This window comes from Pseudomonas sp. YQ_5, from assembly GCF_043103305.1.
Taxonomy (GTDB): domain Bacteria; phylum Pseudomonadota; class Gammaproteobacteria; order Pseudomonadales; family Pseudomonadaceae; genus Aquipseudomonas; species Aquipseudomonas putida_Y.
Genome location: NZ_JBICJS010000092.1, coordinates 1 through 18,396, shown reverse-complemented (window position 1 = coordinate 18,396; position 18,396 = coordinate 1). Strand labels below are relative to the sequence as shown.

Annotated in this window: 17 protein-coding genes; 10 read left to right on the top strand and 7 right to left on the bottom strand. The window is 61.6% G+C overall.

Annotated features, from left to right (window positions below):
• From ACF8EA_RS19940 to tcyJ, 7 genes are all read right to left on the bottom strand, one after another.
• The gene (locus ACF8EA_RS19940; protein ID WP_103443297.1) at window positions 1-801 is read right to left on the bottom strand and encodes a MetQ/NlpA family ABC transporter substrate-binding protein; all 801 of its coding nucleotides are present in this window, start codon (window positions 799-801) and stop codon (window positions 1-3) included.
• On the bottom strand, window positions 794-2,179 hold the full coding sequence (locus ACF8EA_RS19935) for an LLM class flavin-dependent oxidoreductase (protein ID WP_392523043.1): 1,386 nt from the start codon (window positions 2,177-2,179) through the stop codon (window positions 794-796). The genes ACF8EA_RS19940 and ACF8EA_RS19935 overlap by 8 nt, the downstream gene beginning before the upstream one ends.
• Complete coding sequence (locus ACF8EA_RS19930) at window positions 2,179-3,360, bottom strand: SfnB family sulfur acquisition oxidoreductase (protein WP_021782581.1); 1,182 nt, start codon at window positions 3,358-3,360, stop codon at window positions 2,179-2,181. The genes ACF8EA_RS19935 and ACF8EA_RS19930 overlap by 1 nt, the downstream gene beginning before the upstream one ends.
• Before the next feature lie 141 nt (window positions 3,361-3,501).
• On the bottom strand, window positions 3,502-4,743 hold the full coding sequence (locus tag ACF8EA_RS19925; protein WP_392523042.1) for an SfnB family sulfur acquisition oxidoreductase: 1,242 nt from the start codon (window positions 4,741-4,743) through the stop codon (window positions 3,502-3,504).
• 317 nt (window positions 4,744-5,060) lie between these two features.
• The gene (gene tcyN, locus ACF8EA_RS19920) at window positions 5,061-5,819 is read right to left on the bottom strand and encodes an L-cystine ABC transporter ATP-binding protein TcyN (protein WP_021782583.1); all 759 of its coding nucleotides are present in this window, start codon (window positions 5,817-5,819) and stop codon (window positions 5,061-5,063) included.
• Window positions 5,820-5,821: 2 nt separating this feature from the next.
• The gene (tcyL, locus tag ACF8EA_RS19915) at window positions 5,822-6,490 is read right to left on the bottom strand and encodes a cystine ABC transporter permease (RefSeq protein WP_176685264.1); all 669 of its coding nucleotides are present in this window, start codon (window positions 6,488-6,490) and stop codon (window positions 5,822-5,824) included.
• Window positions 6,487-7,281: a cystine ABC transporter substrate-binding protein gene (gene tcyJ, locus ACF8EA_RS19910; protein WP_176685263.1), complete on the bottom strand. Its 795-nt coding sequence runs from the start codon at window positions 7,279-7,281 to the stop codon at window positions 6,487-6,489. The genes tcyL and tcyJ overlap by 4 nt, the downstream gene beginning before the upstream one ends.
• Window positions 7,282-7,588: 307 nt before the next feature.
• Between tcyJ and epsC the strand changes: the two genes are divergently transcribed.
• The 10 genes from epsC (at window position 7,589) to ACF8EA_RS19860 (ending at window position 18,351) form a co-directional block, all read left to right on the top strand.
• A complete protein-coding gene (epsC, locus tag ACF8EA_RS19905; protein WP_021782585.1) occupies window positions 7,589-8,521 on the top strand; it encodes a serine O-acetyltransferase EpsC in 933 nt (310 codons plus the stop codon).
• Between the two features lie 312 nt (window positions 8,522-8,833).
• A complete protein-coding gene (gene betT / locus ACF8EA_RS19900) occupies window positions 8,834-10,795 on the top strand; it encodes a choline transporter BetT (RefSeq protein ID WP_172402802.1) in 1,962 nt (653 codons plus the stop codon).
• 484 nt (window positions 10,796-11,279) lie between these two features.
• The gene (locus ACF8EA_RS19895) at window positions 11,280-12,617 is read left to right on the top strand and encodes an OprD family porin (RefSeq protein ID WP_104960592.1); all 1,338 of its coding nucleotides are present in this window, start codon (window positions 11,280-11,282) and stop codon (window positions 12,615-12,617) included.
• Between the two features lie 165 nt (window positions 12,618-12,782).
• A complete protein-coding gene (locus tag ACF8EA_RS19890) occupies window positions 12,783-13,421 on the top strand; it encodes a peroxiredoxin (RefSeq protein ID WP_275966499.1) in 639 nt (212 codons plus the stop codon).
• 219 nt (window positions 13,422-13,640) lie between these two features.
• The gene (gene ssuE / locus ACF8EA_RS19885; RefSeq protein ID WP_392523040.1) at window positions 13,641-14,234 is read left to right on the top strand and encodes an NADPH-dependent FMN reductase; all 594 of its coding nucleotides are present in this window, start codon (window positions 13,641-13,643) and stop codon (window positions 14,232-14,234) included.
• Window positions 14,235-14,317: 83 nt separating this feature from the next.
• A complete protein-coding gene (locus ACF8EA_RS19880; RefSeq protein WP_084850418.1) occupies window positions 14,318-15,283 on the top strand; it encodes a sulfonate ABC transporter substrate-binding protein in 966 nt (321 codons plus the stop codon).
• Window positions 15,284-15,342: 59 nt separating this feature from the next.
• Window positions 15,343-16,491 (top strand): FMNH2-dependent alkanesulfonate monooxygenase, encoded by a 1,149-nt coding sequence (ssuD, locus tag ACF8EA_RS19875; protein WP_392523037.1) that lies wholly within the window; start codon window positions 15,343-15,345, stop codon window positions 16,489-16,491.
• Window positions 16,492-16,501: 10 nt separating this feature from the next.
• Entirely contained in the window at window positions 16,502-17,299 is a 798-nt protein-coding gene (ssuC, locus tag ACF8EA_RS19870; RefSeq protein WP_392523036.1) for an aliphatic sulfonate ABC transporter permease SsuC, read from the top strand.
• The gene (gene ssuB / locus ACF8EA_RS19865; protein WP_392523034.1) at window positions 17,296-18,108 is read left to right on the top strand and encodes an aliphatic sulfonates ABC transporter ATP-binding protein; all 813 of its coding nucleotides are present in this window, start codon (window positions 17,296-17,298) and stop codon (window positions 18,106-18,108) included. The genes ssuC and ssuB overlap by 4 nt, the downstream gene beginning before the upstream one ends.
• 27 nt (window positions 18,109-18,135) lie before the next feature.
• Window positions 18,136-18,351 carry a molybdopterin-binding protein gene (locus ACF8EA_RS19860; RefSeq protein WP_003255829.1) on the top strand — a complete coding sequence of 72 codons (216 nt, stop codon included), beginning with the start codon at window positions 18,136-18,138 and terminating at the stop codon, window positions 18,349-18,351.
• Window positions 18,352-18,396: the final 45 nt, after the last annotated feature.

The following is an 18,396-nucleotide window of genomic DNA, read 5'->3' as shown; positions in this document are numbered from 1 at the left end:
TCAGCCTTCCCAGCCGGCTTGGTAGAGCTTGCCGTGAGCTTTGTTCAACGCAGCGCGCACCACTGGCGAATGCTGGTAGATGTCGACGAACTTGGCCAGGCGTGGGTCGTCCTTGCTTTGCGGGCGAATGACGAACTGGATCACGTATTCCTTGTTTTCCAGCCCGTCGAACAGCAATGCCGAGGTGGCATCGAAAGTGTTGGCCAAGCGGATGTAGGCCGGGTAACCCTGCACCAGGTCGGCGTCGTCGTAGGCACGTACCAGTTGCACCGCTTCGACCTGAAGGATCTTCAGCCTTTTCGGGTTGGCGACGATGTCGTCCTCGGTGGCCTTGTAGCCAACGCCTGGCTTCAGGGTGATCAACCCGGCCTTGGCCAGCAGCAGCAGACCACGGCCGCTGTTGATCGGGTCGTTGGCGATGGCCACGCTGGCGCCTTCGGGCAGCTCGGCAAAGCTTTTGTACTTTTTCGAGTACAGGCCAACGTTGTTGATGATGCCCGGGGCGTAAGGCACGAGGTTGAAGCCTGCAGCAGCCTTGGCGTTTTCCAGGAACGGGATGTGCTGGAAGTAGTTCACGTCGATGTCGCCGCTGTTGAGGCTGACATTGGGCGCAATCCAGTCGCTGAACTCGACCAGCTTCACTTCCAGGCCTCGCTTGTGGGCTTCTTCCACCGCGGCTTCCAGCGGAATGGCAAAGGCCGAGGTGGTGCCGATCTTCAACGGCTCGGCAGCAAGGGCACCGGCGCACAGGCCGAGGGAGATGGCAATGGCCGCGACGGGCCGGAACAGTTTCTCAAGCATGGTGCAGCGCTCCAGTCGAGGCAGGGATAAAGCGGTAAGCCGAGCCAGGGTGGTCGGCGGGTAAGTGCGGGTGGTCGGTATGGAACAGTTTTTCGCGCAGGGTGCCTTCGGTGTAGGCCGTCTTGTAGCGGCCACGCTGCTGAAGTTGCGGGATGACCAGCTCGATGAAGTCCTCGAAGCTCTCCGGGGTGACGGTGCGGGTCAGGTTGAAACCGTCCAGGCCGGTTTCATCGATCCACGCGATCAACTGCTTGGCCACCTGTTCAGGCGCGCCGACCAGGGTTACGTAGCGGCCGCCCAGGGCGTGCTGCTGCAACAGGCGCCGGCGGGTCCAGGCGCTGTCTTGCAACTGGCGCGTGGCTGACTGGATGGCGTTGCCCTGGTTGAAGGCAATGGGCTCGTCCAGCTCATAGGCGGCGAAGTCGATGCCCGTGGACGCGGCGAAGTGCGCTACCCCCGCTTCGGCGCTGGCGTGACGCAGGTACTCGGCGTGTTTGGCCTGGGCCTGCTGCTCGGTGGCCGCAACGACCACCGTGATGCCCATGAACACCTTGATCGCCTGCGGGTCGCGGCCGGCGGCCTGGGCGGCCGCGCGAACCTTGTCGACCTGGGCGCGGGTGGCTGCCTTGTCCTGGCCACTGATGAACACGCATTCGGCATGGTTGCCGGCGAAGGCCAGGCCACGCGGCGAGCTGCCGGCCTGGAACAGCACCGGGGTGCGCTGCGGTGAGGGCTCGCACAGGTGGTAGCCTTCGACCTTGTAGAACTCGCCCTGGTGCTGAACCTTGCGCACCTTGTCGGGCGTGGCATAGACGCGATGCTGGCGGTCGGCGACCACTGCGTCATCGGCCCAGCTGCCTTCCAGCAGCTTGTACAACACCTGCAGGTATTCATCGGCCTGGTCGTAGCGGCGATCATGCGCCGGTTGCTGCGCCAGCCCCATGGCCCGGGCGGCGCTGTCGAGGTAGCCGGTGACGATGTTCCAGCCCACCCGGCCATTGCTCAGGTGGTCGAGTGTGGAAAGTCGTCGGGCGAACAGGTACGGCGCCTCGTAGGTGAGGTTGGCGGTAAGGCCAAAACCCAGGTGACGAGTGACCGCAGCCATGGCGGAGACCAGCAGCAGCGGGTCGTTGACCGGCAACTGGATCGACTCCTTGAGGGTGACGTCCAGTGACTGGCCATAGATGTCGTAGGTACCGACGATGTCGGCAATGAAAAGCCCGTCGAACAGACCGCGCTCCAGCAGGCGTGCCAGGTTGGTCCAGTAGTCCAGGGTCTTGTACTGGGTTGAAGTGTCCCGTGGGTGGGTCCACAGACCGTGGTTGATGTGCCCGATGCAGTTCATGTTGAAGGCATTGAGCAGAATCTGCTTGGCCATCAGATGGTCCCCCGGCGCGGCGGGTTGGCATCGTTGAGGTAGTAGTTGCCGATGGCGTGGTACTTCCAGCGCACCGGGTCGTGCAGGGTGTGCACGCGAGCGTTGCGCCAGTGGCGGTCGAGGTTGTGTTCGGCCAATGTTGCCTGGCTGCCGCCCAGTTCGAACAGGGTGGTACCGGCTGCGAGGGAAATTTCGGTGCTGATGGCACGTGCTTCGGCCACGGCAATGGAGGCGGCGGCCACGTTGTCGGCAGTGCTGTCGTCGCGGGCGCGGTCGAGGTATTCGCCGGCGCGCTCCAGCAGGGCTTCGGCCGCATGCAAGCGGATCGCCAGATGGCCGAAGCTTTTCAGCGTCAGCGGGTCATCCGTGGCGTTGTCCAGGCCGGAGTCGACCCACGGACGGCTGCGGGTGCGCACGAAGTGCAGGGCATCTTCATAGGCGGCGCGGGCAATGCCAGTATCGATGGCGGCATGGAGGATCTGCGCCAGCGGGCCGACCGGGGTGGGGCGCTCGAAGGCGCTCTGGAACGGCACCACGTCGGCTGCGCTGACGTACACGTTGTCGAACACCACCGAACCGCTGCCGGTGGTGCGCTGGCCGAAGCCGCTCCAGTCGTCGATCACCTGCAGGCCCTGGCTGTCGGCCGGGACGAAGGCCAACTGTTGTATGCCTTGTTCATCCACGACCGAGGTTGGAATGCGCTGGGCATAGATGGCGCCTGTGGAATAGAACTTGCGCCCGTTGATGCGGAAACCGTCGCCGTCACGGCTCAGGCGGGTGGTGCGCTCGTGGGCGGTCTTGGTGCCCAGCTCGGCCAGGGCATTGCCGAAACGGCGGCCGGCCAGTACCTCGGCGTACAGGCGCTGCTTCTGTTCGGGGCTGCCGTTTATCCGCAGCACTTCCAGACCGTAGAAATGATTCTGCGGAATCTGCCCGAGCGAACCGTCGGCCTGCGCGATACGGGCGATGACCTTGACCAGGGTGACGTTGGACACGCCGGCACCGCCGAAGGCTTTGGGCACGCTGATGGCCCACAGGCCGGAGCGGGTGAACAGCTCGAGTTCGGCGAGCGGCAAGCGGCGCTCGCGGTCGCGCAAGGCGCTGTCGCGGCGCAGTTGCTGGGCGATGTCTTCGGCGACGGCCAGAGCTTGGGCGTCGCTAGTGATGATAGCGATTGTCATGGGGTTCTCCGGGGGCCACTTTGCGGCCCTTCGCGGGCTTGCCCGCTCCCACAGGTGTAGTGATGCCAGTTCAGGCGGTGGCAATCCTGTGGGAGCGGGCAAGCCCGCGAAGGGCTGCGCAGCAGCCCCAAAGGCAGCAAATCAGATCCAGGAATGCCGTGCAGGCAGGGTGCCGTTAAGGTGGTAAGCGCCGACCGCGTGGTACTTCCAGCGCACCGGGTCGTGCAGGGTGTGCACCCGGGCATTTCGCCAGTGGCGGTCGAGGTTGAACTCGGCAAGGGTGGCGCGGCTGCCGGCCAGCTCGAACAGCTTCTCGCTGGCCTGCAGGGCAATTTCGGTGGTCAGCACCTTGGCCTCGGCCACTGCAATCGAGGCCCGTGCCGCGCTGGCTGCGTCGATAGGCGCAGCATTGACTTCGTCGAGTACCCGAGCAGCTTTGCGCAGCAGCGCTTCGGCGGCGTGCAGCTCGAGTTTCAGGCGGCCGATGTCGGCAATTACATAAGGGTCGTCACTGGCACGGTCGACGTTGGCTTCAATCCACGGGCGGGACTTTTCGCGCACGAACGTGATCGCATCATCGATAGCCGCTTCGGCGATGCCGGCGTCGATCGCCGCCTGGATCAGCTGCGAAGCGGCGCCCTGAATGTTGGGGATATCGCGCTGGCGCCAGTTGTCGATCACCAGTTCCGCGTCCACCGGCACCTGGTCCAGCAGCACGGTACCGCTGGCGGTGGTGCGCTGGCCGAACCCGGACCAGTCATCGACAATGCGCAACCCCGGGCTGCCCCGGCGCACGAATGCCAAGCGCTGACGGCCTTCGTCGTCGAGGGCCTTTACCGTCACCCAATGGGCGAACAAGGCACCGGTGGAGTAGAACTTCTCGCCACTTATGCGGTAGCTGTCGCCGGCGCGCGTGATTCGGGCCTTGAGGGTGAGGGTATCCCTGGTGCCGCGCTCAGGCCCGGCATTGCCGATGCGCCAGCCGTCGAGCACGCTGCGGAAGATCCGCGCTTGCTGCGCCTCGCTGGCCGTCAGGCGCAGCAGTTGCAGCATGCCGAACTGGTTCTGCGGGATCTGCCCCAGGGCGGGGTCGGCGGCGCTGATCAGGCGGAACACTTCGGCGACGGTTGCGAACGACACGTCGGGGCCACCGTAGGCCTTGGGTACGCTGATGCTGCCCAGACCGCTGCGGGTAAACAGTTCGATTTCGGCCCAGGGCAGTTTGCGTTGCTGGTCGCGCCGGGCCGCTTGCTCACGGGCGACATCGGCCAGTTCGCGGGCGGCTTGCAGGGCTTCGGCGTCGTTGCGCAGTACCTTGGCCGGCAGCAGCGGGGGAGAGCTGTCCAGATCGCTATGGAATTGGGTATTGGCTTGACTGGGCATCAGTACCGCTCCTTGGCTGCACTCAATGCCCTGGCGTTACGCACTGGGGTGATTGTGATCCTGACCATTCCTGACCTCACAAAATAGTTATGTCGCTACAGCTGATCGCGACAGATGTGTGCTGGTCCGGTGGTCCGGTGTATATACCCTAATGGCTTATAAAAATTTTATGAACTAACTCTTTGGAATATGTATAGACGGAGGGATTTGTTACGGGCGTGCCGGCCTCTTCGCGGGTAAACCCGCTCCTACAGATGCCTCAAGATCTGTGCATTCACTGTAGGAGCGGGTTTACCCGCGAAAGGGCCGGAACAGGTTTACTCGGAGGCCGCAGTCCCGAGGAACTTGCGCAAGAACTGCCGGGTACGTTCTTCCTTCGGCGCCGCGAACAGCGCCTTGGCCTCGCCCTGTTCCACGATCACGCCCTTGTCGAAGAAGATCACCCGGTTCGCCACGTCCCGGGCAAAGCTCATCTCGTGGGTGACGATGATCATGGTGCGCTTTTCTTCGGCCAGGCCGCGGATGGTCGCCAATACTTCACCGACCAGCTCCGGGTCCAGCGCGGAGGTCGGCTCGTCGAACAGGATTACCTCCGGTTCCATGGCCAGGGCACGGGCGATGGCCACCCGTTGCTGTTGGCCGCCGGACAGGCGCCGTGGGTAGGCGTCTTCCTTGCCCGCCAGGCCGACTTTGGCCAGCAGGCGCCGGCCAAGCTCGATGGCCTGCTCGCGAGGCGTTTTCTTGACGACCACCGGCCCCTCGATCACGTTCTCCAGGGCGGTGCGGTGGGGGAACAGGTTGAAGTTCTGGAACACGAACCCGGCCTGCTGGCGCAAACGGCGAATCGCACTCTGCTGCCCGCCCAAAGGGCGGTTGGCATCGATGCTGATGGCGCCGATCTGGATCTGCCCGGCATCGGGGGTTTCCAGCAGGTTCAGGCAGCGCAGGAAGGTGGTTTTGCCCGAGCCACTGGGGCCGATGATGGCCACGACTTCACCGGGCTGCACGGTCAGGTCGATACCGTTGAGCACGGTCTGGCCCTTGAACCGCTTGGTCAGGCCTTTCACTTCAATCATGCTCAATGCTCCTGGTCATGCTGGTTGACCCGCGCTTCCATGCGGTTCTGGAAGTGCGCAAGGATGCTGCACAGCACCCAGTAGATGACCGCGACCGCCACGTACATGGTGAACACTTCGAACGTGCGCGCGGTAATCAGCTGGGCTTGGCGGAACAGCTCGGGCACCTGGATGGTGGCCGCCAGGGCGGTGTCCTTTACCAGCGAGATGAAGCTGTTGCCCAGCGGTGGTAACGCGGTGCGCAAGGCCTGCGGCAGGATCGCCCGGCGCATGGCCTGCACGCGAGTCATGCCGATGCTGGCGGCTGCTTCCCACTGGCCGCGGTCGATCGAGGAAATCGCTGCGCGCAGGATCTCGCAGATGTAGGCCGCCATGTTCAGCGACAGGCCGATCAGCGAAGCGGGGATCGGGTCGAGCTCGATGCCGATTTGCGGCATGCCGAAATAGATGACGAACAGCTGCACCAGCAGCGGCGTGCCGCGGAAGAACGACACGTAGACCCGCGCCAGCCAGTTCAGCGGCAGAATCTTCGACAGCCGCATCAGCGCCAGGGCAAAGCCCAGCACCAGACCGAAGAACATGCCGCCGACACTGAGCAGCACCGTATAACCCGCGCCCTTCAGCAGGAAGGGGGCGGAGTCGATAACGAGTTGCAGGCTTTCAGCGATCATTTGGTGACATCGGCACCGAAGTACTTCTCGGACAGCTTGGCCAGCGTGCCATCAGCTTTGAGCTTGTCGATGGCCTTGTTGATGGCTGCCAACAGTTCCGGCTCACCCTTGCGCATGGCCACGCCGCTTTCCAGGCGCGAGAAGGCATCGCCGGCAAGTTCGGTGTCCTTGGCTTTTTGCGCGTACTCCAGCGCGGCCAGGCGGTCGATCAGAATGGCGTCGATACGGCCGTTGCGCAGGTCGGCGAACTTGCTTGGGTCGTCTTCATAGGTGCGCACATCGGCTTGCGGTACGTCCTTTTTCACCCACTGCTCGTAGTTGGTACCAAGGCCTACGCCGACCTTTTTGCCGGCCAGATCCTGCGCGCCCTTGATGTTCAACTGCTCGGCTTTCTTCTTCAGGATCAGTGCCTGGATGCCGGAGATAGTGTAGGGCTCTGAGAAGTCGTACTTTTTCTTGCGTTCTTCAGAAATGGTCACCTGATTGACCACTACATCCAGGCGCTTGGATTCCAGCGCGGCGAGGATGCCGTCCCACTTGGTCGGCTGGATCTTGGCCTTGACCCCCAGCTCCTTGGCCAGCAGCTCGGACAGTTCCACTTCGAAGCCGGTCAGTTTGCCGTTTTCGTCCTGGAAGCTGAATGGTGGGTAGGTGCCCTCGAGGCCGACGTTGATGACGCCTTTTTCCTGGATGGTCTTCAATTGCTCGCCGGCGAACGCCTGGCTGAGCAGGCCGGCACCCAGCAGGAGGGCCAGGCTGGCGTTGAGTAGCGGTTTGGCGAATTTCGACATTTCAGAGCCCCGCGCTTGTTGTCTAGGTAGTGAGGTGGCGACTATAGGGTTGGCTGATTAGGCCGGGAAATACTAAAAAATAACTTTAATATTCCTTTTTTGATTTGCGCCAGGTGCTGGCTGCTTTGAGGGTAGGCGACGATACCCACTCCGTCATCGCGGCTTATGCCTGACTTAGTGCAGGATGGAATAAAGCGTTGTTTTTTCCAAGCCTCGGATTTGCCGTAAAGTGGATTGCAGCAGGCAGGTTCGGCCTTTTCGCGGGCCTGGCAACAAAATCAGATGGCCTATATGGCAGGAGAACCCCGTGAGCGAACAACCTTCATCCGCGCATTGGCAGTTGCAGAGCATTGTCACTGGCCTGCGCGGCGCCCGTGAGCAATGGCGCACCCGTAATGGCCGCAGCATCGGTGAGCAGGGCGGGCGCGAGCTGCCATCGCGCGAAGCGATGCGACAGATTCTGGAACAACTTTGCGGCGCGCTGTTCCCCATGCGGCTGGGACCAGTCGACCTGCGCGAAGAAAGTGAAGACTTCTACGTCGGCCATACCCTGGATGCCGCGCTGACCGCCTTGCTGGCCCAGGCTCGTCTTGAACTTCGCTATGCGGCACGACAGAGCAAGGCTGAGCTGGCTGGCGTCGACGCCCGTGCGCTGAGCCTGATCCAGGGCTTTGCCGCTGCGCTGCCGGAACTGCGCGTACTGCTCGACACCGATGTGCTGGCCGCCTACCACGGCGACCCGGCTGCGCGCAGCGTCGATGAAGTGCTGCTGTGCTACCCGGGCATCCTGGCGATCATCCACCACCGGCTGGCGCACCACCTGTATCAGGCAGGACTGCCGCTGCTGGCGCGGATCAGTTCAGAGCTGGCGCATTCGGCCACCGGCATCGACATCCACCCGGGGGCGCAGATCGGCCCGAGCTTCTTCATTGATCACGGCACCGGTGTGGTCATTGGTGAAACCGCGATCATCGGCGAGCGCGTGCGCATCTACCAGGCGGTGACTCTGGGTGCCAAGCGTTTCCCCAGCGATGAGTCGGGGACTCTGCACAAAGGCCTGCCGCGTCACCCGATCGTCGAGGACGATGTGGTGATCTATGCAGGGGCCACGGTGCTGGGGCGTATCACCATCGGCAAGGGTTCGACCATTGGCGGTAATGTGTGGCTGACTCGCAGTGTGCCGGCTGAAAGCAACATTACTCAGGCCAACCTGCAGCTGGATTGCCAGGACAAGAACTGATCCCGCATTGAAATTGCCTGTGCCGGCCTCTTCGCGGGCAAGCCCGCGCCTACACGGAACGTACCAAATGTAGATGCGGGTTTACCCCGCGAAGAGACCGGAACAGGACGACCCAATCAGCGCACCAATTCGCATTGAAATCCGATCCATGTTTAACTTGAACGCTTGTTCAATGAAAAACGCTGGTCCGCTGCCGGTGTTCAACAGGAGGATTCCTTTGCTGAACCCGTTCATTCCGAACCTCACGTCATTCGACGAGGTGCACGCCCGATGAGTGCACCGAACCCTTCCCTTGCCAATGGCAAGATCCGCATGAACCCCCCGGTGTTCTACTTTGCGGCAAGTTTCATCCTCATCTTTGGCCTGGTAGTCATCTCCAATCCGCAAGCCGCAGGTGACTGGTTGCTGGCGGCGCAGAACTGGGCGGCCAACACGGTCGGCTGGTATTACATGCTGGCGATGACGCTGTACCTGGTCTTCGTGGTGGTCACCGCCTTGTCTGGCTACGGCAAGATCAAACTCGGTGCCGACCACGACGAACCCGAGTTCAGCTACCTGTCGTGGGCCGGCATGCTGTTCGCCGCCGGCATCAGCATCACGCTGTTCTTCTTCTGTGTCTCCGAACCGCTCACCCACATGCTGCAACCGCCCCAAGGCGAAGCAGGCACGGTCGAGGCCGGGCGCCAGGCGATGCAGATCCTGTTCCTGCACTGGGGCCTGCATGGCTGGGGCGTGTTCGCCTTCGTCGGCATGGCATTGGCCTATTTCGCCTACCGGCACAACCTGCCACTGGCCCTGCGTTCGGCGCTGTACCCGTTGATTGGCAAGCGCATCAACGGCCCGATCGGCTATGCGGTGGACGGCTTCGGCATCATCGCCACGGTGTTCGGCCTGGGTGCCGACATGGGCTTTGGGGTGCTGCATCTGAACGCCGGTCTGGACTACCTGTTCGGCATCAGCCACAGCCAGTGGGTGCAGGTGATCCTCATCACCCTGATGATGGGCGCGGCTGTGGCCGTCGCCGTGGCCGGGGTGGAGAAGGGCGTGCGGGTGATGAGCGATATCAACCTGTTCCTGGCCTGTGCGCTGCTGCTGTTCGTGCTGTTTGCCGGGCCTACCCAGCACCTGTTCAACACGCTGATCCAGAACCTGGGCGACTACCTGGGGGCGTTGCCGCGCAAAAGCTTCGACGTGTATGCCTATGGTGAAAACCGTGGCTGGCTGGGCGGCTGGACCGTGTTCTACTGGGCCTGGTGGATTGCCTGGGCGCCGTTCGTGGGCCTGTTCATCGCCCGCATTTCCCGGGGCCGCACCATTCGCGAGTTCGTCTTTGGCGTGTTGCTGATCCCGCTGGGCTTCACCCTGGCGTGGATGTCTATCTTCGGCAACAGCGCCCTGGACCAGGTGATCAACCACGGCATGACCGCGCTGGGCCAATCGGCGTTGGATAACCCGTCGATGAGCCTGTACCTGCTGCTGGAAACCTACCCCTGGAGCAAGGCGGTAATCGCCACCACGGTGTTCATCAGCTTCGTATTCTTCGTCACCTCGGCCGACTCGGGTACCGTGGTGCTGTCGACCTTGTCGGCCAAGGGTGGGGGAGCTGATGAGGATGGGCCGAACTGGCTGCGTATCTTCTGGGGGGCGATGACTGCGCTGATCACCAGTGCGCTGTTGTTCGCTGGCAGCATCGATTCGCTGAAGTCGGCAGTGGTACTGACTTCGCTGCCGTTCTCGCTGATTCTGCTGTGCATGATGTGGGGGCTGCACAAGGCGTTCTACCTGGAGTCGCAACGGCAAATCGCGCAGATGCACTCGCTGGCCCCGTTCGCCCAGTCACGCCGGGGGCGTGGCGGCTGGCGCCATCGCCTGAGCCAGGCGGTGCACTTCCCGTCGCGTGATGAGGTGTACCGCTTCATGGATGATGTGGTGCGCCCTGCGATTGCCGATGTGCGTGAAGTGTTCGAGCAGAAAGGCCTGGTACTGATCACCCAGGACGACCCTAGCCATGACAACGTCAGCCTGAAGATTGGCCATGGCGAGGAACAGCCGTTCATTTATCAGGTGCAGATGCGTGGCTATTTCACGCCATCATTCGCCTTGGGGGGGCTGGGTACGCAGGAGTTGAAGAACCGTCGCTATTACCGGGCGGAGGTGCACCTGAGCGAAGGCAGCCAGAACTATGACCTGGTGGGCTATAGCAAAGAGCAGATCATCAACGACATCCTCGACCAGTACGAGCGGCACATGCAGTACCTGCATTTGGTCCGCTAGACCGACGGGGCCGCTCTGCGGCCCATTCACAGCACAAGGCTGCACATGCAGGTTCATGCTGCAGGGCTGTCGTGCGTCGCGGTCAACCCATCCCGCATTCCACGTCGCAATGCCGCTGGCCTACAGGGGATCGCCTCCGTAGGTCAGCCACTCCCGCGCTAATCAAGAACGAAACTCATTAGGATATAAGCAAACGTTTGCTTATAGCTAAAAGCTATTATTCATTGCGATTCTATAGTGACCGGAAGTAAAAATTTCTAACATATTCCTTAAAAATCTTACAAATTCATAAAACGGTCATTTTGGTTTTATAGGATTGTCATTATCCTGTAGCGCAGGTGGCGTCTTAGACCAAAGTCGCGAAACGTTTAGAAACGATTGACTTAATGGTCACGCTTTGGGACTAAATCGCCCATCCCGGTGAGCGGGGCATCAGACCCCTCCGCCAGAGATACACAAAAATTAGAACGTAGAGGAGCAAAACATGTACAAATCCAGCCTGGCTCTGGCCGTGGCACTGGGGGTTCTCGCCCAACAAGCAGGCGCTGCCGGTTTCGTTGAGGACAGCAAGCTGTCGCTCAGCTCGCGCACCATGTACTACGACAACAACAACCGTGAAGCCCACGGTACTGTTCGTCCGGATCAGCGCGAAACTGGCCAAGGTTTCAAACTTGACTATATTTCGGGTTTCACCGAGGGGACTGTTGGCTTTGGTGTTGATGCCCAGGCATTGTGGGGTATCCACCTGGATGGTGGCCGTGGCTACCACAAAAGCGGCTTCATGCCAGACGACAGCAATGGTTCTTCTGTAAACCAGTGGGCTCGTTTCGGCGCTAACGCAAAAGCGCGCTTCTCCAAAACCGAAGTGCACTACGGTAGTGCGCTGGCGCCTAACCTGCCGATCCTGGTCGCCAACGACGGCCGTGTGCTGCCTCAAACCTTCGAGGGTGGCACCATCCAGTCGAAGGAAATCGACAATCTGACCATCAACGCTGGTCAGCTGACCCACGCCATGGGCCGTGCTTCGAGCAACCGTACCGGTCTGTCTGTTTCCGGCGCGTCTGCTGACAGCAACAAGTTCCGCTACGGTGGCTTGGACTACAAGCTCACGCCAGACCTGACGCTGCAGTACTACTATTCGAACCTGGAAGACTTCTACAAGCAGCATTTCCTGGGCGCGACTCACGTATTCAAAATCGCTGACGATCAGTCGTTCAAAACCGACCTGCGTTACTTCGACAGCAGCAGCGACGGCAAGAACGGTAGCGGCGGTGGTTACAACTTCGATAACAACAAGGGTTACGCCAAAACCAATGGCGAGGTCGACAACAAGACCTGGTCCGCAATGTTCACGTACACCTTGGGTGGTCACTCGCTGCTGTTGGGCCATCAGCAAATTAGTGACGACGGTGGTTTCGTCTGGCTGAACCAGGGCGGCGTGGTTGACGGCAACGGTCGTAACGAAGGCGCCGGTGGCTCCAGCTTCTACCTGTTCACCGACAGCATGATCAACCAGTTCGCCAAGGCCGGTGAAAACACCACCTTCGGTCAGTACGCCTACGACTTCGCTCGCCTGGGCGTGCCGGGCCTGAAAGCGTCGGTTTCCTACCTGAAAGGTGAAGATGGCAAGAATGCCAATGGCAACGGCCACTTCAGCGAATGGGAACGTGACGCCCGTGTCGACTACGTTATCCAGGACGGCACCTTCAAGGGCCTGGGCGCCAGCCTACGTCACGGCGTCTACCGTGGCACCGGCACCAGCTCGCTGGCTGACCAGGACCAGACCCGCCTGATCTTCAACTACACTTACAACTTCCTGTAAGCCGTAGCTGAACAAGAAGCCTCGCCTGATGCGAGGCTTTTTTATGTCTGCAGATTTTTATGAATTTTGGTTATAAATAAATTGTTATTTATTCCTTTGGTTCTTGGTCGATTGCAGGCACATTGAATCCCTAAGGTACAGAACCCAGCCCAGGAGCCGCAGCCCATGAGCCTCAAACTCGGCGATATCGCCCCCGATTTCGAACAGGATTCCAGCGAAGGCAAGATCCGCTTCCACGAGTGGCTGGGCAACAGCTGGGGGGTGTTGTTCTCCCACCCGGCAGACTTCACCCCGGTGTGCACCACCGAGTTGGGCCTGACCGCCAAGCTCAAGGACGAATTTGCCAAGCGCGGGGTCAAGGCCATCGCCCTGTCGGTGGACCCGGTCGACTCGCATCACAAGTGGATTGATGACATCAACGAAACACAGAATACCGTGGTCAACTTCCCGATCATCGCCGACGCCGACCGCAAAGTGTCCGACCTGTACGACCTGATCCACCCGAACGCCAGCGACACCCTGACCGTGCGCTCGCTGTTCATCATCGATCCGAACAAGAAGGTGCGCCTGACCATCACCTATCCGGCCAGTACCGGGCGCAACTTCAACGAAATTCTGCGGGTGATCGACTCGCTGCAGCTGACCGACAACCACAAGGTCGCCACACCTGGTAACTGGCAGGATGGCGATGACGTGGTGATCGTGCCTTCGCTCAAAGATGAGGAGGAGATCAAGCAGCGCTTCCCCAAAGGTTACCGGGCGGTCAAACCCTATCTGCGCCTGACCCCTCAGCCCAATCGTTAATGGATTCCTCGTTGCATTGCTCTTAGCCAAGCAGGGATTTTCGGGCCGTTTCGACGGCCCTTTTTTATGCTTGTAAAAAACCTGTGGGAGCGGGCGCGCCCGCGAATAAGCCCTCGTGGATAAAGACAATAATGGAATAAACAAATGAATAAATATGATTTCTAGATATATGAAGCGGCTGTTAATGTTACCTCCAACAGAACACAAGGAAGCGCAGCAATGCTGGTCGTCTCAATCGGTGGTAGCCCAAGTCTCCGTTCACGCTCCGGCGTGCTGCTCGAGCGTTCGCGCCAGTGGCTGCAGGACCGTGGCGTTGAAGTGGTGACCTTCCAGGTGCGTGACTTCCCCGCCGAAGACCTGTTGCATGCCCGTTTCGATAGCCCCCAAGTGCAACACTTCCAGCAGTTGGTGGCCCAGGCGGATGGCCTGATCGTTTCTACCCCTGTCTACAAAGCATCGTTTGCCGGTGCGCTGAAGACATTGCTCGACCTGCTGCCCGAACGCGCACTGACCCACAAGATCGTGTTGCCAATCGCCACTGGCGGCAGCATCGCCCACATGCTGGCGGTGGATTACGCATTGAAGCCGGTGCTGTCGGCACTCAAGGCACAAGAGACCCTGCAAGGGATCTTTGCCGACGATAGCCAGGTGGCTTACGCAGAAAGTACAAAGCCCGCCCAGTTGGCACAGGCGCTGGAAGAGCGCCTGCAGGACTCGCTGGAAACCTTCCACGCGGCCTTGGCCCGTCGGCCGAACCCCGTGGCGCCCGGCGTACTGAATGAACGTCTGATCAGCGCTCGCTGGAGCATCTAACGGCATTACCCGCTTCACCACCTTACTCGCCCGTTAACGAGGCAAGCAGGTGCAACCCGAACCCATTCGCACAGGAGAGCGCCATGCGCACAGTCTTCTTGCGTCGTGGTCTGGTCGCCCTGTTCGCGGCGGCTGTGTCCTTCGGCGCCATTACCCAAGCCCAGGCCGAGAGCCTGCGTATCGGTTACCAGAAATACGGCACCTTGGTGCTGCTCAAGGCCAAGGGCACGCTGGAGAAGCGCCTGGCCGAGCAGGGAGTACAGGTGCAATGGACCGAATTTCCCGGCGGCCCGCAGTTGCTTGAAGGGCTGAACGTCGGCTCCATCGATTTCGGCGTAACCGGTGAGACCCCGCCTGTGTTCGCTCAGGCCGCTGGCGCCGACCTGCTCTATGTCGCCTACGAGCCGCCAGCGCCGCACAGCGAAGCAATCCTGCTGCCCAAGGGCTCGTCGATCCAGTCGGTGAAGGATCTCAAGGGCAAAAAGGTCGTCCTCAACAAAGGCTCCAACGTGCACTACCTGCTGGTCCGCGCCCTGGAAGACGCCGGCCTCAAGTACAGCGACATCCAGCCTGTCTACCTTCCTCCTGCCGACGCCCGCGCCGCCTTCGAGCGCGGCAGCGTGGATGCCTGGGTGATCTGGGACCCGTACCAGGCCGCCGCCGAGCAGCAGCTGCAAGCGCGCACCCTGCGTGACGGCAAGGGCCTGGTCGACAACCACCAGTTCTACCTCGCCACCCGCAACTATGCGACACAGCATCCAGCGGTGATCAACACCGTGATCGAGGAAGTGCGCGCTGTGGGTGAATGGTCCCAGGCCAACCCGCAGGAGGTGACCGACCAGGTTGCCCCGCTGCTCGGCCTGCCTGCCGACATCACCCTCACCTCAGTCAAACGCCAAGGCTACGGCGCTGCGCCGCTGACCCCAGAGGTGGTGGCCGCGCAACAGAGGATCGCTGACACCTTCCAGGCGCTCAAGCTGATACCCAAGCCGCTGAGCATCAAGGACGTGATCTGGACACCCCCGGCCAAGGTCGCTAGCGCGCCTTGATTGACTGCCTGTGCCGGGGCGTCGCTCCGGCTAGAGCCACCCTTGAGGAGACGACTCCAATGAGCCTTAACATTTTCTGGTTCCTCCCAACCCACGGTGACGGCAAGTACCTGGGCACTTCCGAAGGCGCACGTGCGGTCGACCACGGTTACCTGCAGCAGATCGCGCGGGCCGCCGATCGCCTTGGTTTTGGTGGGGTGCTGATCCCGACCGGGCGCTCCTGCGAGGACTCCTGGCTGGTGGCCGCGTCGCTGATCCCCGTGACCCAGCGCCTGAAGTTTCTGGTAGCCCTGCGCCCGGGCATCATTTCGCCGACCGTGGCAGCACGCCAGGCAGCCACCCTTGATCGCTTGTCCAATGGCCGTGCGCTATTCAACCTGGTGACCGGTGGTGACCCGGACGAGCTGGCGGGTGACGGCCTGCACCTGAACCACCAGGCGCGCTACGAAGCTTCGGTCGAGTTCACCCGTATCTGGCGCAAGGTGCTGGAAGGCGAAAACGTCGATTACGACGGTAAGCACATCCAGGTAAAGGGCGCCAAGCTGCTCTACCCGCCGATTCAGCAACCACGCCCACCGCTGTATTTCGGCGGCTCGTCCGAGGCCGCTCAGGAATTGGCGGCCGAACAGGTCGAGCTGTACCTGACCTGGGGCGAGCCACCGGCAGCCGTTGCCGAGAAGATTGCTCAGGTGCGCGAAAAAGCAGCGGCTCAGGGGCGCGAAGTCCGCTTCGGTATTCGCCTGCATGTGATCGTGCGCGAAACCAACGAAGCGGCTTGGGCCGCCGCCGACCGCCTGATCTCGCACCTGGACGATGACACCATCTCTCGTGCCCAGGCTTCGCTGGCGCGCTTCGACTCGGTGGGCCAGCAACGCATGGCTGCCCTGCACGGCGGCAAGCGCGACAACCTGGAGGTCAGCCCCAACCTGTGGGCTGGCGTTGGTCTGGTACGTGGCGGGGCTGGCACCGCACTGGTGGGCGATGGTCCGACGGTGGCGGCGCGGGTGAAGGAATATGCCGACTTGGGGATCGATACATTCATCTTCTCGGGTTATCCACACCTGGAAGAGTCTTATCGCGTGGCTGAACTGCTGTTCCCGCACCTCGATGTGCAACGCCCTGAGCAACCGCAGGCCGGCGGCTACGTAAGCCCGTTCGGCGAGATGGTGGCAAACGACATCCTGCCCAAATCTGTGTCGCAGAGCTGAGGGCCTGGCCATGAGTCGTGCAACTTCCTCCAACCTGACCCAGCGCCTGGCGCCGTGGGCGCTGCCGGTGCTGCTGTTGGCAATATGGCAGTTGGCCGTCAGCGCTGGCTGGCTGTCGACGCGTATCCTGCCGGCACCTAGCGCAGTGGTAAGCGCTGGCGTCGAGCTGGTGCGCAGCGGCGAAATCTGGACCCACCTGGCCGTCAGCGGTTGGCGTGCAGGCCTGGGCTTTGTCATCGGCGGCAGCATCGGCCTGGTACTGGGCTTCATCACCGGCTTGTCGAATTGGGGTGAACGCCTGCTCGACAGCTCGGTACAGATGATCCGCAACGTGCCGCACCTTGCGCTCATACCGCTGGTGATTCTGTGGTTCGGTATCGACGAGTCGGCAAAGATCTTTCTGGTCGCGCTGGGCACGTTGTTCCCGATCTACCTGAACACCTACCACGGCATTCGCAACGTTGACCCAGCGTTGGTGGAAATGGCGCGCAGTTACGGCTTGTCCGGCTTCGGCCTGTTCCGCCAGGTGATCCTGCCGGGGGCGCTGCCTTCGATCCTGGTGGGCGTGCGTTTCGCCTTGGGCTTCATGTGGCTGACGCTGATTGTTGCCGAAACCATTTCGGCCAACGCTGGCATCGGTTACCTGGCAATGAATGCTCGCGAATTTCTTCAAACCGACGTGGTAGTGCTGGCCATCGTCCTGTACGCCGTGCTCGGCAAGCTTGCCGACCTTGCGGCCCGAGGCCTGGAGCGTGCCTGGCTGCGCTGGCACCCGGCCTATCAAGTTGCCAGGAAGGAGGGCGCATGAGCGTGTTCAAGGAACAGCCGCCACGCATGCTGCGTGGCACCCCGCTGGCCTCCAAGGGCCTGCGCAAGACTTTTGGTCAACGCGAAGTTCTGAAGGGTATCGACCTGCACATTCCGGCCGGCCAGTTCGTGGCCATTGTCGGCCGCAGCGGCTGCGGCAAGAGCACTTTGCTGCGGCTGCTGGCCGGGCTGGACCAGCCCACCGCCGGGCAACTACTGGCTGGTGCCGCGCCGCTGGAAGAGGCCCGTGAAGAAACCCGCCTGATGTTCCAGGACGCGCGGCTGCTGCCGTGGAAGAAGGTGATCGACAACGTTGGCCTTGGGCTGTCTGGTGACTGGCGACAGCGTGCGCTGGAGGCCTTGGATGCGGTTGGCCTGGCCGACCGCGCCAACGAATGGCCGGCAGCGCTCTCGGGAGGCCAGAAGCAGCGCGTGGCTTTGGCCCGAGCCTTGATTCACCAGCCCCGTCTGCTGCTGCTGGACGAGCCACTGGGGGCGCTGGATGCATTGACCCGCATCGAGATGCAGCAACTGATCGAACGCCTGTGGCGTCAGCACGGCTTCACTGTGCTGCTGGTCACCCACGACGTCAGCGAGGCGGTTGCCGTGGCTGACCGGGTGATCCTGATTGAGGACGGCGAGGTCGGGCTCGACCTCACTGTTGACCTGGCACGGCCCCGGGCGCGTGGTTCGCACCGTCTGGCCGCGCTGGAAAGCGAAGTGCTCAACCGTGTTCTGTCCACCCCGGGCACTGCGCCCGAGCCGGATCCTGTAGCCCCTCTGCCCACGCAACTGCGCTGGGCGCACTGAATCCCAAAAGCCAAAAGGAAGCAAACCATGACTATCAAAGCCATCAATGTTCGCAACCAGTTCAAAGGTACTGTGAAAGAAATCCTCGAAGGCCCGGTACTGTCGGAAATCGACGTGCAGACGGCTTCGGGTATCGTCACTTCGGTGATTACCACCCGTTCCGTGCGTGAGCTGGAGCTGCAGGTGGGCAGCGAAGTGATTGCCTTCGTAAAGTCGACTGAAGTGTCTATTGCCAAGCTGTGATGCTGCTGCTCGATAATGGGGCTGCTTTGCAGCCTTCGCGGGCAC

What these genes read in the sequence shown, in the direction of transcription:
- ACF8EA_RS19940 (WP_103443297.1), bottom strand. Translation starts at nt 801, where the DNA reads ATGCTTGAGAAACTGTTCCGGCCCGTCGCGGCCATTGCCATCTCCCTC.
- ACF8EA_RS19935 (WP_392523043.1), bottom strand. Translation starts at nt 2,179, where the DNA reads ATGGCCAAGCAGATTCTGCTCAATGCCTTCAACATGAACTGCATCGGG.
- ACF8EA_RS19930 (WP_021782581.1), bottom strand. Translation starts at nt 3,360, where the DNA reads ATGACAATCGCTATCATCACTAGCGACGCCCAAGCTCTGGCCGTCGCC.
- ACF8EA_RS19925 (WP_392523042.1), bottom strand. Translation starts at nt 4,743, where the DNA reads ATGCCCAGTCAAGCCAATACCCAATTCCATAGCGATCTGGACAGCTCT.
- tcyN (WP_021782583.1), bottom strand. Translation starts at nt 5,819, where the DNA reads ATGATTGAAGTGAAAGGCCTGACCAAGCGGTTCAAGGGCCAGACCGTG.
- tcyL (WP_176685264.1), bottom strand. Translation starts at nt 6,490, where the DNA reads ATGATCGCTGAAAGCCTGCAACTCGTTATCGACTCCGCCCCCTTCCTG.
- tcyJ (WP_176685263.1), bottom strand. Translation starts at nt 7,281, where the DNA reads ATGTCGAAATTCGCCAAACCGCTACTCAACGCCAGCCTGGCCCTCCTG.
- betT (WP_172402802.1), top strand. Translation starts at nt 8,834, where the DNA reads ATGAACCCCCCGGTGTTCTACTTTGCGGCAAGTTTCATCCTCATCTTT.
- ACF8EA_RS19895 (WP_104960592.1), top strand. Translation starts at nt 11,280, where the DNA reads ATGTACAAATCCAGCCTGGCTCTGGCCGTGGCACTGGGGGTTCTCGCC.
- ACF8EA_RS19890 (WP_275966499.1), top strand. Translation starts at nt 12,783, where the DNA reads ATGAGCCTCAAACTCGGCGATATCGCCCCCGATTTCGAACAGGATTCC.
- ssuE (WP_392523040.1), top strand. Translation starts at nt 13,641, where the DNA reads ATGCTGGTCGTCTCAATCGGTGGTAGCCCAAGTCTCCGTTCACGCTCC.
- ACF8EA_RS19880 (WP_084850418.1), top strand. Translation starts at nt 14,318, where the DNA reads ATGCGCACAGTCTTCTTGCGTCGTGGTCTGGTCGCCCTGTTCGCGGCG.
- ssuD (WP_392523037.1), top strand. Translation starts at nt 15,343, where the DNA reads ATGAGCCTTAACATTTTCTGGTTCCTCCCAACCCACGGTGACGGCAAG.
- ssuC (WP_392523036.1), top strand. Translation starts at nt 16,502, where the DNA reads ATGAGTCGTGCAACTTCCTCCAACCTGACCCAGCGCCTGGCGCCGTGG.
- ssuB (WP_392523034.1), top strand. Translation starts at nt 17,296, where the DNA reads ATGAGCGTGTTCAAGGAACAGCCGCCACGCATGCTGCGTGGCACCCCG.
- ACF8EA_RS19860 (WP_003255829.1), top strand. Translation starts at nt 18,136, where the DNA reads ATGACTATCAAAGCCATCAATGTTCGCAACCAGTTCAAAGGTACTGTG.